Source organism: Pseudobacter ginsenosidimutans (genome assembly GCF_007970185.1).
Lineage (GTDB): Bacteria > Bacteroidota > Bacteroidia > Chitinophagales > Chitinophagaceae > Pseudobacter > Pseudobacter ginsenosidimutans.
In genome coordinates, this window is the sequence record NZ_CP042431.1 from 5,855,743 (window position 1) to 5,871,254 (window position 15,512).

Consider the following 15,512-nt stretch of genomic DNA (forward strand, 5'->3'; position numbering starts at 1 on the left):
TCACCATTAAAATGATGAATTATGAAAATATTGAAATATAGTCTGATCTGCATAGCGCTTATGGCGGGCGCCTCCTCCTGTGAAAAGGATGGGTTTGTTCCACTTTCGGATGTGAGACCGGCCATACCACTGATTGTTTCCAATGGTATGGAATTTAGACCTGGTTATACCGTTCGGGCATCCCGCGCTGATGGCAATTTCAAATTCGATCTTGAAATTCCGGCTTCAAGCGGAAGAAGTATTAAAGAGATCACGAATATAGTTGCAGGTACCGGCCCTGGCAGGTTCTTCAGCCGCACACCTTCAACAGATTTCGTATACATCAATACGCCAATTGCAGGAACTGGTAACAAAGCAAGCTTTGCTTCCACTCTTACCCAGTTCACCGCAATCACCAAAAGAGCTGTGCCGGCCAACAATGCAGCCAATGCTGTAGAACTGCCGCTTCAATTCTTTTTCCTTGTAACCCTCGATGATAATTCCACTTTGGTGTCTGAACCAGTACGAGTTCTCGTTGTTCCATAGTAACAACGCGTTTCTCTGCCATGCCGGGTTCGCCCGGCGTGGCAGTTGAAAACGCAGTTCCATTTATTTTCGATTCCTTTCATTTCTCCTTTCGTTTATTTCCATTTTTATACTATTATTGTTGTAATTCCACATTACAACACATACCTATGAACAGGAGAAATCTGATCAAATCATTAGGCATCGGCGTTGGCGCTGTAGTATTAGGAAAAGACGCACTCGCCGATCTCGGTAACAACACCTACGCCTACACGCTTCCTCCCGATCCGCTTCACAAAAAATTAGACAAACCCGTTACCGCCATTACGCTCGGCGCAGGCAGTCGCGGTAACGTATATGGCAATTTCGGGTTGAAATTCCCTGATCAGCTGGATATAATCGGTGTGGCTGAGCCAATTGCGCTCCGCAATGAGCGCTATGCCGCCAAGCACAGGATCCCCGATGCCAATCGCTTCAATACATGGGAAGATGTATTCAAACGGCCGAAATTCGCCGATGCCATTATCATCACCACACCAGATAACCTCCATTATGGCCCCTGCATGAAAGCGTTGCAGATGGGTTACGATATCCTGCTGGAAAAGCCCATCGCGCCCACAGAAAAAGAATGCCGCGATATCCTGGCTCTTGCAAAGAAAACAGGCCGCATCGTAGCCGTATGTCACGTGCTCCGTTATGCGCCATATTTTGTGAAGATGAAAGAACTGCTGCAGGCAGGCGCCATCGGAGAGATCATCAGCATTCAGCATTTCGAGCCTATCGAACATACGCATATGGCGCACTCTTATGTGCGCGGCAACTGGCATAACTCCAAAGCCACCACGCCGATATTGCTGGCCAAATCATGTCATGATCTCGATATCATCAAGTGGGTGATCAACAAACCCGCAAAGCAGATCTCCGCCATGGGAGATCTCAAATGGTTCCGCAAAGAAAATGCTCCCGCAGGCAGCACCGCCCGCTGTACAGACGGCTGTGCAGTGGAAAAGACCTGCCCGTATTCCGCCATCAGGAACTATTACGAGAAACGCCAGCGCCTGTATGTGTTCGATCTTCCGGAAGACAAAAGCAAACAACCGGAATTCATCATGGAGCAGCTGAAAACAACCAATTACGGCCGTTGCGTATACCGGATGGACAATGATCAGCCTGATCATTATATCACCAATATCCGCTTCGCTGATAATGTGACCGCCAGTTTCAGTATGGAAGCCTTCACTTCCTACCACGGCAGAAGAACACGCATCATGGGTTCCATGGGAGATATGGTGGGCGATATGGAAGAACTGGTGCTGACAGACTTTCGCACCGGCAAAGTCACCAAACTGGTGCCGAAGGCTGAAGACGTGGACGATTACAAGAACAGCGGTCACGGCGGCGGCGACTGGGGCCTCGCGCGCGACTTTGTTCAGGCCGTATCCCAGCAGAACCCCAATTTGCTCACCAGCACTATCGACGAAAGCATCGAAAGCCATATCATGGGATTCATGGCCGAGGCCAGTCGCAAATCAGACAAAGTGATGTCCATTAAGATGTAATGAATTCATCATACCGCTTACCGGCATGTTCTTTGGAAGATGCCGGTATTTTTTGTATATTGGATTAGCAACTTGAAATCCCCTTATTCAGACCTTTCTGTAGACACTACCCGGAGTTCTATTCTCACATAAAATACCAGGCAAGATGGCCAGAGACTTTTATGCCATACTGGGGGTTGGCAGGGATGCATCAGAAGCCGATATTAAGAAAGCATATCGCAAACTGGCAGTAAAATATCATCCCGACAAGAACCCCAACAACAAAGAAGCAGAGAACAAATTCAAAGAGATCAACGAAGCCTATGAAGTGTTGTCCGATGCAGATAAAAGAAAGAAATATGATCAGTTCGGCGAGAACTGGAATCGTATGAATGAACAGGGACCACCACCCGGAGGGGGCGGACAATATCAATATTACAGCAATGATCCCGGAGGGGAGGGTTTTCATTTCGAAGGCGATCCCAACGATATCTTCGAATCCTTTTTCGGTGGCGGAGGCCGCAGAAGAAGCGGCAAATCAAAAGGAGGGGATTACCAATCGGAAACCACCATCACACTCGAAGAAGCTTTTCACGGAACAACACGCTTACTGCAATTGAACGAACAAAAACTGCGCATCAAGCTCAAACCAGGCACCTACGATGGGCTTGTGATCAAGCTGGGCGGCAAAGGCGCACCAGGAGTGAACGGAGGACCAGCAGGCGATCTTTATATCACCATTCATGTGATGCCGCATGCCCAGTTCAGAAGGGAAGGAGATAATCTCGTTCAACCATTGCAGTCAGATCTTTTTACGGCGGTGCTCGGAGGCAAGCAGGAAGTGAGCACACTCACAGGCAAGATCAATATCACCATTCCTCCCGGCACACAGAACGGAAAACTGCTGCGCATCAAAGGCAAGGGAATGCCCGTGTATGACCACCCAGACCAGCACGGCGATTTGCTCCTGGAGATCCAGGTGAATATCCCTGAAAACCTGACGGAACAACAAAAGGAATTATTCAGGCAATTGCAGGACAGTTTCAATCAGTCCAAAACTTTTGCCTGATCAGATCATAACCACGGCATTGTTGAACTAAACTCAGTCAGATGGAAAGCAATACATTTACACGTAGCATCATTCCGCACTTCTTTACCCACGACGATTACGATTCAGTAATGGATGCGGTGGCAGACAGGATCATTACCAGTCATCTTACCCATTACACCAGTACTCTAATCGGGGATGAATTGTTCGATGAAGAAGCGCTGGAACAGGCGCTGCACAAAGCCATGGAAACATGCTCCGCTGCCGGAATGCCGCTCAGCAATCATTTCCGAATGATCTTTATCAGTTCAGGTGGTAACTTGCGCCGCGACTGGCTGGTATCCGATCTCGGATTTCATCTCGTGATCCTCAATTTGGAAGTGAGCAGCCCGCTCGCAGCCAAACTGAAGATCCAGATACTGACCAGAACTGTGCACTAATTTGCAATTATGGAAACCTTCAATGAACTCATACAGTCCGAAACACCCGTGCTGGTAGACTTCTATGCAGACTGGTGCGGACCCTGCAAAGCTATGGACCCCGTGATCAAAGACGTGGCCGGCGCCGTGAAAGGCAAGGCGCGGATCGTAAGGGTGAATATCGATAAGAACACAGCCGCACCCAGGGCATACCAGGTACAGGCAGTGCCCACTTTTATACTTTTCAAAAATGGAAAAGTGCTCTGGCGCCATCCGGGAATGATAGATAAAACATCATTGATATCCGTCATCGAACAATATTCCTGATCAGGATTTTTGCCGCTTACTGTTTGAACATATCTTTATGCTCCGGCCTGGTCATAACAGGAACCGGCAACCGCCCAACCCAAACTATGAGCATATTGGACCTGTTCCGTAAACCCACGGAAGAAAAAAGTAAAATAGACAAAGGAGAGATGGAATTCAGGTGCTGCCTGCAGCCCGGATCAATACAATTGATACCACTACTGGAAACAATTCAGCAGGCAGAAGATTTCAAACCATTTTATATCGAAATTGACGGAGTTGATCATGTGATCACGAAAGCTGTAATTGAACAACTTCGCAATAATGACGAAGAGTCCAATAAACTGTTATTGGAAGAGGGAAGAATTCATTTCAAAGACAGATCAGGGTATGATAATGTAACCCTGCACCAGTTCAAAGCAAGGCAAGGCGACTGGCAGGTGCTCTACTGGAAAACGATGCAACCCTGGCTGATGAACAATCCAATGATGCATTATTTCTTTGCTCATCCAGGTTTCATCGCTGCCTTTTGCTACAATTCAGAAGATAACCAGATGCAGAATACCACCCATCTTTTCGATTTTGAAAGGGCCGGTATGAAACCCGCAAAAGTTCGTAAGAATGAATATGGAGATAAGCAGGCAGTGCCGGATAATAACCCTGGAAAGACTTTCACCATCTCCAATACCTGGCTGATGAGTTCCTGGAAAATGTGGTTCGGCAACAGTTTCTTCAACAAGGTCAGCAAAGAAAAATTACTGGGTTTCAGAGTAGCAGAACTTGTATCAGAACAGGGGAACAATATTGTACATATCCAACTATACGAAAATCCACAGGAATATCATCTCGTACCCAACAGGAAGCTACAACAGGCTTTCAGAGAATATATCGATATCCCTTCACTGGCCAAACAATTCCCCGCACATTGAACATGAGTACGAGTATAACCATTCGCAAAACGTTGCGCGGATCACTTTCCCCGAAGAAGATAAGGCAGGAGGAATTCATTGAAATGATAGAAGCTGATCCCGGCTTTTCCTGGGAAGAAAGTTCCAATAAATTAACCGCCACCTGGCATGATGAGGAAATGCCGGGCCCGCTTGACTTCACGCTTCAACATGATGGCACAATCGATATTTATTTCCGTGGCAGTAAGTATGACCTGATCGTTTTAGAAAAGATGATCCAACTGGCCGGAAAACTGAAAGCGTATGTAGAAGATAGTGAAGGCACTGTATTCTATGATCCCGTCACCGGAAAACGGAAAGCTTATTGATATTTTCGGCCTGAACTGGCATCTATTCCTGATGCAACTGTCCCGGCATGGCAATATCTTAACTTTTATCCAGAATTATGAAAGGGTAGTTCCCGGGCCTTGACTACTTTTAGTCCAGTCAAATCTTGCTTATGGAACACCATCATCATCACGACGATAAAGACCAACACAAGCCAGCAGAGCAATCACCCAAAGAAAAAGATCAGCACGGTCATGAACATACGCAATCCAATGCACAGCAAATGCATCCGGACCAGGAGCATGCTCATCATCATATGCATGACATGGCTGCAGAACCGGGCGGCTATGATGAACATGCAGGCCATCACACCGCCAATTTCCTGAAGCGTTTCTGGATCAGCCTCATTCTCACTATTCCATTATTGTTGCTTTCCAAAATGATCCAGCACTGGGCCGGATTTGAACTTTCATTTCCCGGTGACCAATATGCGCTGTTTGCTTTGGGCACAGCCATCTTCTTTTACGGCGGCTGGCCCTTTCTTACCGGCCTTGTGAATGAACTGAAACACCGCAATCCTGGAATGATGACACTGGTGGCCGTTGCCATCACTACAGCATATCTCTACAGTACTGCCGTTGTATTCGGATTACCGGGAATGGATTTCTTCTGGGAACTGGCCACGCTGATCGTGATCATGCTGCTGGGCCACTGGCTGGAAATGAAGTCCCAAATGGCCGCCAGTAACGCTTTGGAATCACTCGTAAAACTATTGCCTTCTGTTGTTCACCTCAAAACAGCACAGGGAGAAAAAGATATTCCGCTGGAACAATTGAAACAGGAAGATATCATTACAGTAAAACCCGGTGAGAAGATCCCCGCAGACGGTCTGGTGACAGATGGTTCCTCCTATGTGAACGAAAGCATGCTCACAGGTGAAAGCGTTCCCGTTAAAAAAGAGAAGAATGGAAAACTGATAGGTGGCAGTATCAACGGTGATGGCGTACTGCATGTTCGGGTAACCGGAACAGGTAGTAACAGCTATCTGAATAAAGTGATCGGAATGGTGAAGTCCGCGCAGGGAGCCAAATCGCGTACGCAAAACCTGGCAGGGAAAGTGGCGAAATGGCTGACGATCATTTCCATCAGTGTAGGGTTGATCACTTTTATCGTCTGGCTGTTTGCCGGCAAGGAGCTCTCATTTGCCCTTGAGAGGATGGTAACGGTGATGGTCACCAGTTGTCCGCATGCATTGGGAGTAGCCATTCCGCTGGTAGTGGCCATTTCAACTATCTTGTCTGCAACTCATGGACTGCTGATCCGCAACCGGACAGCCTTTGAGAATGCGCGCCTGCTGAACCTGATCATCTTCGATAAAACAGGAACACTTACCAAAGGCTCACACGAAGTGCAGCAGATCATTCCGCTGCAATCCGGCATCAGCGATCTGGAATTATTGCAATACGCAGCAGCAGTGCAGCAAAACTCCGAGCACCATATTGCACGGGGCATCATCAGGAAATTAAATGAGAGGAATCTCGAATTATGGCCCAGCACAGATTTTGAATACATGCAGGGCATGGGAGTGAGCGGGGTAGTGAAGGGTAAGAAAATTGTAGCGGCAGGCCCGAATTATTTCAGCAACCATCATCTTTCTACACCTGCAGTTCCTGCTTCAATTGATCAGTCTGCAGAAACCATCACTTATGTTTTGATCGATGGAGAACCCGCAGGCATCATCACGCTGGCCGACAGCATCCGCGAAAGTGCACCGAAGGCCATTGCCGGATTGCAGCAAATGGGCATCAAAACCTATCTGCTTACCGGCGACAATGAGAAAGTGGCCGCATCGGTTTCCAAAAAACTGAAAATGGACGGTTATATCGCCAATGTGCTGCCACACGAAAAACAGGAAAAAGTGAAAGCATTTCAGGCGCAGGGTTATATTGTTGCCATGACAGGCGATGGCGTGAATGATGCGCCGGCGCTGGCCCAGGCCGATGTTGGCATTGCAGTGGGCTCAGGCACGGATGTGGCGGCTGAAACCGCTGATATCATTTTGGTGGACAGTGATCCGGAAGATGTTGTGCAATTGATCAGCTTCGGTAAAGCCACTTACAAGAAGATGGTGCAGAATCTGGTATGGGCCGCGGGTTATAATATCATTGCCATTCCGCTGGCTGCCGGTATCCTGTATCCGAATTTCATGCTGAGCCCGGCAATGGGAGCAGTGTTGATGAGCGTTAGTACGATAGTGGTTGCGATCAATGCAAAATTATTGCGGGTTAAATAGAATAACCATCAAAACACCGCTTTCCCTTTCTTCACCAACCTTACAAAATCCTCAAAACTATCATCACCTCTTATATCAAGCCTTTGCACCAGCAAAGGCTTTTTCAATGGCATTGCATTCAACCGGTTCCCGATCCTGAACGCCAGAACCATTCCACTTTTTTCCAGGGCTTCCGTAAAGCGCTTATACTTCACCGGGTTCTTTTTGGGATAGGCGCCATAGGGAAAAGCAATACAGGGCTGAAATGGGATGCCCTGTGCAGACAACCAATCAGCAGTCTTCCGGATATCGAGTTGCAAAGCTTCAGGAGATAGAGTTTTATAGCTCTGGTGGTCGTATGAATGCAGTCCGAATTCCACCAGTGAAGATTTCATTATTCTGATCTCAGAAAGATCAAGATAAACTCCGTCGGAAGAATGCATCTGTTGCTTCAGATATCCCGGTACCAGGAAGATATTCGCTTTCATGCCCAGGTGCTGCAAGATGGGATACATCACTTCGTAATTGTCTTTGTACCCGTCGTCGAAAGTAAGGAGTACAGGTTTTGGGGGCAATGCTTTTCCCTGCTGTACAAATTGCACGAGATCACTGAACAGGATGGGAGAGTAGCCTTCGCTCTTCAGGTATTTCCATTGCGTGCTGAGCTGGTCCGCAGTAACGGTGAGGAAATCCCTTTCCCCGTTCCCGGAAACCTTATGATACATGAGCACGCGAAGACAAGGCCCTGCAGGGCGACTGACCTTAATAAAAAGAAAAGTAACCAATCCCAGGATGGCTACCATCAGAATATACCAGTACATCATATCAGGCTTTGGACAAGGTAGTGGATGAAATCGTTGCGTGCTGGCGGCAGGCCTGACGCAGTTCTTTCAGTTTTACATGTTTCGAAAAATGATAATAGCTGCTGAATACACTCCAGTAAAAGCCTTTCACGCCATTCAGCATATTTCTTTCCAGGAAATAATATTTGAAAAAATTGAAAGGCAGCCCCAGCAGGATCACCAGCATGGATTTGTCCTTTCCCTTGCTGAAAGCCATTTCCGCCGAGTAGGTTGAGTAGCGGTTATTCTTTTCAAGACATTGGTGAAGGCTGCTGTAACTGTAATGAAGGATGATATGGTTCAGTTTTTTCACCGGCCCGTCCACACGGATGGCTTCATGCACTTTATCATTGGTGAAACCACCCTTTTGTTTATTGAAGAGCCGGGTAAAATAGCGGCCGCTTTCTTTCCCATGTTTGAACTCCTTCCCAAGGAACACGAGGTTCATGCGGAAACTGAAACCATTGCTGGCCACCGCATCGGCCGGTGAAATTTGCATGATCTCATCCACCAGCTCATTGCTCAGCACTTCGTCCGCATCGATACAAAGCACCCAGTTGTGACTGGCTTTGCTCACGGCGAAACGCTTCTGGACGCCATACCCTTCAAATTCCTTAAAAAAGATGGTACAGTTGAACTCCCGGCAAATGGCAACGGTCTTGTCTGTACTGTAGCTGTCTACGATCACAATCTCATCGCACCAGTGAAGCTTTTGCAGCGTTCTCCTGATATTGGCTTCCTCATTATAGGTGATAATCACTGCACTTACCCCACCGAAGGCGGGCTTTTCCTTGTCCATTGTCCTCTTCATAATACCTTTAAAACAGTCTTTTCAGGGAATACCCCTATCCGGAAGCCCCTGTTTTTTGCCCCGGGAAGCTCCGGGAAAAACCGCCAAAATCTTTTACCTTTGCGTCCGCCCTCGCTAAATTGACAGCAGCCGCGGCTGCTCCTGAAAATGAAGGCATAAGGAAACAATGAAGAATATCAGAAATTTCTGCATCATCGCGCATATCGACCACGGTAAGAGTACCCTGGCTGACCGTTTATTGCAAAGCACCAATACCATTTCTGAAAGGGAAATGATGGATCAGGTACTGGACGATATGGACCTTGAAAGGGAGAAGGGCATTACCATCAAAAGCCACGCCATCCAGATCAATTACAAGCATACAGACGGACAGGAATATATTCTGAACCTGATTGATACGCCCGGGCACGTAGACTTCAGTTATGAAGTGAGCCGCGCACTGGCAGCCTGCGAAGGCGCCCTGCTGCTGGTAGATGCCACCCAGGGTATCCAGGCACAAACCATTTCCAACCTCTACCTGGCTATCGATAACGACCTCGAGATCATTCCCGTGATCAACAAGATCGATATGGACGGCGCCATGATCGAGGAAGTACAGGACCAGATCATTGAACTGATCGGTTGCAAACCAGAAGATATCCTGCTGGCTTCCGGTCGCGCAGGTATCGGTATCGACGGCATTCTCGCTGCCATCGTAGATAAGATCCCTGCCCCCAAGGGCGATCCTGAAGCACCGCTGCAGGCCCTGATCTTCGACTCCGTTTTCAACTCCTTCCGCGGTATCATCGTTTACTACCGTATCCTGAATGGTACGCTGAAAAAAGGCGATAAAGTAAAATTCGTACACACTGAAACAGAATACGAAGCTGATGAAGTAGGTGTACTGAAATTAACACTCAGCCCGCGCAAAGAAGTACGCGCCGGTGATGTAGGCTATATCATTACTGGTATCAAGAACGCCAAAGAAGTGAAAGTAGGGGATACGCTCACACTATCAAAGAACCCTACTCCGGAAATGATCAAAGGTTTCGAAGAAGTGAAACCGATGGTATTCGCTGGGATCTTCCCGGTAGAAACAGACGATTTTGAAGAGCTTCGCGATTGCATGGATAAACTCCAGCTCAACGATGCCTCTCTCACATACGAGCTCGAAACCTCACAGGCCCTTGGTTTCGGTTTCCGTTGCGGATTCCTCGGAATGCTGCACATGGAGATCATCCAGGAAAGACTGGAGCGCGAGTTCAACCAGACCGTGATCACCACCGTTCCCAACGTAGGTTTCATTGGTTACACCACACGTGGAGAAAAGATCATCATCAACAATCCCAGCGAAATGCCCGAGCCCACACAGCTCGATCGTTGTGAAGAACCTTTCATCAAAGCGCAGATCATCACCAAGCCCGAATATATCGGTAATATCATGACCCTCTGTCTTGGTAAACGCGGGATCCTCATCAACCAGAGCTACCTCACGCAAACCCGCGTGGAGCTGATCTTTGAGATGCCCATGACCGAGATCGTATTCGACTTCTACGATAAGCTGAAGAGCCAGACCCGTGGTTATGCGAGCTTCGATTACCATCCCATCGGTCACCGCGAAAGCGATATCGTGAAGATGGATATCCTCCTGAACGGCGACAAAGTGGATGCCCTCAGCGCACTGATCCACCGCGCACGCGCAGAAGACTTCGGCCGCAAGCTCTGCGAGAAGCTGAAAGAATTGCTCACCCGTCACCAGTTCCAGATCGCGATCCAGGCAGCCATCGGCGCCAAGATCGTGGCCCGCGAAACCATCTCCGCATTACGTAAAGACGTAACCGCCAAATGTTATGGTGGTGATATCAGCCGTAAGCGTAAACTGCTGGAAAAACAGAAAGAAGGTAAAAAGAGAATGAGACAGATCGGAAACGTGGAAGTTCCGCAGGAAGCATTCCTGGCGGTGCTGAAACTGAACGATTAATAGATCATACAAATTTATAGTAAAGGGTATCTCCAACGTATAACCGGAGATACCCTTTCTTATTTATTGGTTTTCAGGCTCTGGACCACCCGATAGCATTTGTCCGTTTTTTGTCCGCCCCCATTTTCCCCTCTCAGCAGCCCCGGTAATTAGCTTGCAGGTTTACTGACAAAAGTCAATCAGTAACCACTTACAAATCCCTCGTTATGAAATTGACCTCATTGATCCTGGTCGCCTGCATGATCGCCGTACCTTCATCTGCCCAAAACATCCGCTATGTAAAGCCCGTGAGCAGCGGATCAGGTGATGGCAGTTCCTGGCTCAACGCCTCTTCGGATATCCAGGCAATGATCAATATTTCTGCATCAGGCGATGAGATCTGGGTCGCAACCGGAACCTATAAACCAAACAGGAGATCGGATAATGCAAACACCATAACTCCCGGCAATATTCATAATGCATTCGTTCCGAAACCCGGTTTGAAACTATACGGAGGGTTTTCAGGGAACGAAACAACTATTGCACAACGCAATGCTGCCAACCTGAACAGTTCCATACTCAGCGGCGATTACAACGATAATGATGTGGTCACAGGAGAAGGAGGTTTCCTTTCCATGTCCGGATTTACAGAGAACACCAATCATATCATGATGCTCGTTGCCGTTTCTAATGTAACGATAGATGGATTTGTGCTGAAAGGTGGAAACGAATATAATACAACCGCTCCGGTTGTGAACGGCCTAATCACGAGCACTGGAATAGGAACAGGCTTATATTTCAATGGAAGCAATAATATCAACATCACCAATTGTAAAATAGAAAACAATCAGGGCTCCGGAGTGTATCTGACCAATGGCAGCATTGCATTTGAGAATTGCCAGTTCATTCGCAATAAGGCTTTGGCAGGAGCTGCGATGTTTTTGGAAAATACATCCCCTTCATTTAACCACTGCCATTTTTTCGGGAACTGGGGAAGTGGCGCAGGGATGTATAACCGAAATGCTCACCCTATACTTACTCACTGCAGCTTCACGTATAATTTTGCCGGCAATTCCGGTGGTGCGATCTATAATATTGAAGGGTCAGCACCCATGATCATCAATTGCGTGTTTGCACATAACCAGGCTATAACACAGGGAGGCGCTATTTTCAACGATAGATCAGGCGACTTTACCATTTCCAGTTCAACCTTTGCCGGCAATCAGGTACCTGTTCCCGGCGGGATGCAGGGCCATGCCATTGGCGGTAATTTCGGTTCCGCTGCCGGCACCAAAACAGTCACACTTGATAATTGTATCATTTGGGTTTCGCCTTCTTTTTCCGGGAACAATGCCCTCGCCGAAAATTTCGGACGCTATGTAATTAATAATTGCTTGTTACAGTATACAGGTTCAGGTTATAATGTTACTGGCACCTGGAGTAACCTGGATCCTCAATTCATGAATTATATGTCGCCAGCCGGTCTGGACAACTTAATAGGAACAAAGGACGATGGCTTGCAGGTGAATCCCGCCTCTCCTGCGGTGAATGCAGGCAATCAGTCTTTGATCCCATCCGGCCTCACTACTGATCTTAAACAGGATCCCCGCATATCAGGGACACAAACTGATATAGGCGCTTATGAAAGCAATCCTGTTTCCTACACCGTTCTGCATGTGGACTCGGCCACGGGGAACGACAACAATACCGGCACAAGTTGGGGATGGCCATTGAAGACTTTGCAGAAAGCAGTTCAGATAGCCCAGGTAACGCATCCTGAAGTAGACAGCATATTGGTGGCCAAAGGCACTTATTATCCTGGCACCTGGTTATACGATTACCTCACCATTACTGCAGGCGGATTGAAAATATATGGAGGTTACGATATATACGGTAACCGGAATATCCATCAAAAGCCAACTGTTTTAAGCGCAGAGATAGGGAGTCCGGGTACTGCAGATAACCCGATGCATATTCTGGTGATCGGCAATATTCCGGCCAATGCCGACAGCCTGGTGATCGATGGGTTTACATTTGCCAATGGTAACGCAGGCAATACAGGTGGGGCAAGCTCTTCCGGTGTTTCCACCCTTAACCATTCCGGAGGTGCCCTGTACATCACCAATGTTCTGAATGGCAATAAAACAAGGTTCAGGTATTGCTCTTTCATCAATAACAACGCAATCACAGGCGGGGGAGCACTATATAACGAAAATGCACAGCCGCTTTTTGAGCATTGTATTTTCAGGAACAATACTGCTGCCGCAGGCGATGCCATCGTTTTCAGGAACGGAGGGGCTGCGGATTTCGTGAACTCGGTTTTTACAGGAGGCGGCAATTCACTGATCGATATTGCTGCGGGTTGTTCGCTGTCTTTGTCAAGTTCCACACTGGCAGGCAATACAGCAGCTGCTATTCTAAATAATGGAAATTGTTCTGTACAGAATTCCATTCTTTTCAAAAATGGCGGAGGTATTTCAGGGACCGGTTCAAGTCAGATCCAATATAGCCTTGTACAAGGGCACGCAGGGGGCACGGGCAATCTTGATGGAAACACCATCACTGATGTGCGCTTCGCGAACATGACTGATGGAGACTACCGCCTGCAACCCTGCAGTCCTGCCATCAATGCAGGGAATGACCTGCTGATTCCCTCAAACCTGCTCTCTGATCTCGACCGTCTTCCCCGAATCCAACTGGGTACAACAGACCTTGGCGCTTTTGAAGCCAACAGTCTTTCCGGTCAACTGGCCACTGGCCTTTCAAATGCACAGGAATCAGTTACGCAATTTCAGCTCAACAACGATACAACTTTCTATGCATCGGACTGCAACACTCTGATTGCAGCAGTGGCAGGCGATAGCTCCGCCACAAGCATCAGAGGAAATACAACTGTGAAGAATTGGGTGGAAGCCTCACAGCCTGCCGACTTTGTAAAGAGACATGTAGAGATCACACCTGCAGATAATCCTTTATCCGCAACGGGAAGGATCATCCTGTATTTTACACAACAGGATTTTGATAACTTCAATTCAGTGAATGCCATTAAGCTGCCTGCTGCTCCGGAAGATGCAACAGGCATTGCCAATCTTCTCATTGAAAAAAGAAGCGGGATAAGTTCCAACGGAACAGGTCATCCTCAATCTTATCCCGGCGCACCCGTTACTATCAATCCCGTTGATACAGCCATCAAATGGAATGCAGGCAGATCAAGATGGGAAATCAGTTTCAGCGCCAGCAGCTTCAGTGGATTCTTTGTAAAGACCCAACTGCAGGCGCTTCCATTACAACTGTTGTTTTTCCATGTCCAGAGGAATGAAAAAGAAATCCTGTTGCAATGGAATACCGGCAATGAAATGAACACAAAGCAGTTCGATATCGAAAGAGGCAACGATGGAGCGAAGTTTGAACGCATTGGAATGGTCAGGGCAAAAGGAAATGGAGACAATGCTTACCAGTTCAAAGATAATTTCCAGCGTGCAGGTCTTCTTTATTATAGATTAAAGATCACAGATCAGGATGGCAGGTACAGTTATTCACCGATTCTTATACTACGTCAATCAGCTGTTCAGGAAGATGTTATAGTTTACCCCAATCCGGTTCATGATCTGCTGAACATTCAATTCACTAAAAGGGCACTGGCAGGAACAACCGTTCAGTTGTTCAACGCTGAGGGCAGGATGGTCCGTACCGATCAATTGCGCGGCGGATCACACAGCATTAATATGGAGGCGCTCAAACCGGGTATCTATCTTCTCCTTTTCCAGGATGGAAGCATTAAAAGGATTGTGAAACCCTGAAAATAAAAGCTGCTTACCCCTTTTCATTTTTTGTTTCAGATAATGGAGGCTGTCTCGAAAATTTTGAGCAGTCTCCTTTTTTCATTTACAGAAGCATATATGGATTATTTCCTTTAGTTTGCAACCATCAACACTGTTAAGCGCTGAGTGGCAACTACCCAACCATACCCTGAAAGCGAACTGCTCTTACGCCTGGCTGCCGGAGAAGAAGGCGCCATGAAAGCGCTGTATGAAAGCTATTTCTCCAGGCTCTACTATTTTGCCTTCAAGATGATCGGAGTGGAAAGGGAAGCCGAAGATATCGCACAGGAAGCTTTGATGAGCTTCTGGCAACGCAGGGACCAGTTCACCCACAGTACGCTGAAGGAAGCCGGATCCTATCTTTTCACCATCGCCAGGAATCGTTGTTATAATTATACCCGGGATAAAAATACACGCATCAGCAAACATGCTGAAATAGCCGCAGAGCAGGAGATATCCGAAGACTCACTCACATTGAATATTATCCGTGAAGATATCTTCAACCGTATTTACCAGGAGATCCAACAATTAGCGCCAGCCCAGGTAGCCCTCCTGAAAATGATCTTTATCGAAAACCTGGATACAGCCGAGATTGCAGAAAGATTGCAGACCACACCCAACAACGTTCGCAACCAGAAGGCCCGCGCATTGGAAAAACTAAAAACAGCCCTGCTCCGTAAAAAACTCCTTACACAAATTCTTTTACTTTTTTACTGATAGTTGTGATGCTTTGCCTTGCTGGCGTGTTTACATAATAGTAACAGGCTTTTAGCCACC

The 15,512-nt window shown here is 47.4% G+C and carries 13 protein-coding genes; 11 read left to right on the top strand and 2 right to left on the bottom strand.

Annotation, left to right across the window (positions count from 1 at the left end; all coding sequences use genetic code 11):
* Positions 1 to 21 precede the first annotated feature (21 nt).
* The 8 genes from FSB84_RS23085 (at position 22) to FSB84_RS23120 (ending at position 7,343) form a co-directional block, all read left to right on the top strand.
* A complete protein-coding gene (locus FSB84_RS23085; RefSeq protein ID WP_130540222.1) occupies positions 22 to 525 on the top strand; it encodes a hypothetical protein in 504 nt (167 codons plus the stop codon).
* A 149-nt stretch (positions 526 to 674) separates the two neighbouring features.
* The gene (locus FSB84_RS23090) at positions 675 to 2,063 is read left to right on the top strand and encodes a Gfo/Idh/MocA family protein (protein ID WP_130540223.1); all 1,389 of its coding nucleotides are present in this window, start codon (positions 675 to 677) and stop codon (positions 2,061 to 2,063) included.
* 145 nt (positions 2,064 to 2,208) lie between these two features.
* Positions 2,209 to 3,111 (top strand): DnaJ C-terminal domain-containing protein, encoded by a 903-nt coding sequence (locus FSB84_RS23095; RefSeq protein WP_130540224.1) that lies wholly within the window; start codon positions 2,209 to 2,211, stop codon positions 3,109 to 3,111.
* A gap of 41 nt (positions 3,112 to 3,152) precedes the next feature.
* Entirely contained in the window at positions 3,153 to 3,530 is a 378-nt protein-coding gene (locus tag FSB84_RS23100; RefSeq protein ID WP_130540225.1) for a hypothetical protein, read from the top strand.
* Between the two features lie 9 nt (positions 3,531 to 3,539).
* On the top strand, positions 3,540 to 3,836 hold the full coding sequence (gene trxA / locus FSB84_RS23105) for a thioredoxin (RefSeq protein WP_130540226.1): 297 nt from the start codon (positions 3,540 to 3,542) through the stop codon (positions 3,834 to 3,836).
* An 86-nt stretch (positions 3,837 to 3,922) separates the two neighbouring features.
* A complete protein-coding gene (locus FSB84_RS23110; protein ID WP_130540227.1) occupies positions 3,923 to 4,744 on the top strand; it encodes a hypothetical protein in 822 nt (273 codons plus the stop codon).
* Between the two features lie 2 nt (positions 4,745 to 4,746).
* Positions 4,747 to 5,091 (top strand): hypothetical protein, encoded by a 345-nt coding sequence (locus FSB84_RS23115; protein WP_130540228.1) that lies wholly within the window; start codon positions 4,747 to 4,749, stop codon positions 5,089 to 5,091.
* A gap of 131 nt (positions 5,092 to 5,222) precedes the next feature.
* Entirely contained in the window at positions 5,223 to 7,343 is a 2,121-nt protein-coding gene (locus tag FSB84_RS23120) for a copper-translocating P-type ATPase (RefSeq protein ID WP_130540229.1), read from the top strand.
* An 8-nt stretch (positions 7,344 to 7,351) separates the two neighbouring features.
* Here FSB84_RS23120 and FSB84_RS23125 read toward each other — a convergent pair whose 3' ends face one another.
* Both FSB84_RS23125 and FSB84_RS23130 read right to left on the bottom strand, forming a co-directional pair.
* The gene (locus tag FSB84_RS23125; protein WP_130540230.1) at positions 7,352 to 8,146 is read right to left on the bottom strand and encodes a polysaccharide deacetylase family protein; all 795 of its coding nucleotides are present in this window, start codon (positions 8,144 to 8,146) and stop codon (positions 7,352 to 7,354) included.
* Between the two features lies 1 nt (position 8,147).
* Positions 8,148 to 8,975, bottom strand: coding sequence for a glycosyltransferase family 2 protein (locus FSB84_RS23130; RefSeq protein ID WP_130540231.1), 828 nt, complete (start codon positions 8,973 to 8,975; stop codon positions 8,148 to 8,150).
* Between the two features lie 166 nt (positions 8,976 to 9,141).
* Here FSB84_RS23130 and lepA point away from each other — a divergent pair, with 166 nt between their 5' ends.
* The 3 genes from lepA (at position 9,142) to FSB84_RS23145 (ending at position 15,452) form a co-directional block, all read left to right on the top strand.
* Complete coding sequence (lepA, locus tag FSB84_RS23135; protein ID WP_130540232.1) at positions 9,142 to 10,935, top strand: translation elongation factor 4; 1,794 nt, start codon at positions 9,142 to 9,144, stop codon at positions 10,933 to 10,935.
* A gap of 206 nt (positions 10,936 to 11,141) precedes the next feature.
* Positions 11,142 to 14,714, top strand: a complete 3,573-nt coding sequence (locus tag FSB84_RS23140; RefSeq protein WP_130540233.1) for a choice-of-anchor Q domain-containing protein — start codon at positions 11,142 to 11,144, stop codon at positions 14,712 to 14,714.
* 147 nt (positions 14,715 to 14,861) lie between these two features.
* Positions 14,862 to 15,452, top strand: a complete 591-nt coding sequence (locus FSB84_RS23145; RefSeq protein ID WP_130540234.1) for an RNA polymerase sigma factor — start codon at positions 14,862 to 14,864, stop codon at positions 15,450 to 15,452.
* The last annotated feature ends 60 nt before the right edge of the window (positions 15,453 to 15,512 follow it).

Coding starts and splice junctions, on each gene's coding strand:
- FSB84_RS23085 (WP_130540222.1), top strand. CDS start 22: ATGAAAATATTGAAATATAGTCTGATCTGCATAGCGCTTATGGCGGGC.
- FSB84_RS23090 (WP_130540223.1), top strand. CDS start 675: ATGAACAGGAGAAATCTGATCAAATCATTAGGCATCGGCGTTGGCGCT.
- FSB84_RS23095 (WP_130540224.1), top strand. CDS start 2,209: ATGGCCAGAGACTTTTATGCCATACTGGGGGTTGGCAGGGATGCATCA.
- FSB84_RS23100 (WP_130540225.1), top strand. CDS start 3,153: ATGGAAAGCAATACATTTACACGTAGCATCATTCCGCACTTCTTTACC.
- trxA (WP_130540226.1), top strand. CDS start 3,540: ATGGAAACCTTCAATGAACTCATACAGTCCGAAACACCCGTGCTGGTA.
- FSB84_RS23110 (WP_130540227.1), top strand. CDS start 3,923: ATGAGCATATTGGACCTGTTCCGTAAACCCACGGAAGAAAAAAGTAAA.
- FSB84_RS23115 (WP_130540228.1), top strand. CDS start 4,747: ATGAGTACGAGTATAACCATTCGCAAAACGTTGCGCGGATCACTTTCC.
- FSB84_RS23120 (WP_130540229.1), top strand. CDS start 5,223: ATGGAACACCATCATCATCACGACGATAAAGACCAACACAAGCCAGCA.
- FSB84_RS23125 (WP_130540230.1), bottom strand. CDS start 8,146: ATGATGTACTGGTATATTCTGATGGTAGCCATCCTGGGATTGGTTACT.
- FSB84_RS23130 (WP_130540231.1), bottom strand. CDS start 8,975: ATGAAGAGGACAATGGACAAGGAAAAGCCCGCCTTCGGTGGGGTAAGT.
- lepA (WP_130540232.1), top strand. CDS start 9,142: ATGAAGAATATCAGAAATTTCTGCATCATCGCGCATATCGACCACGGT.
- FSB84_RS23140 (WP_130540233.1), top strand. CDS start 11,142: ATGAAATTGACCTCATTGATCCTGGTCGCCTGCATGATCGCCGTACCT.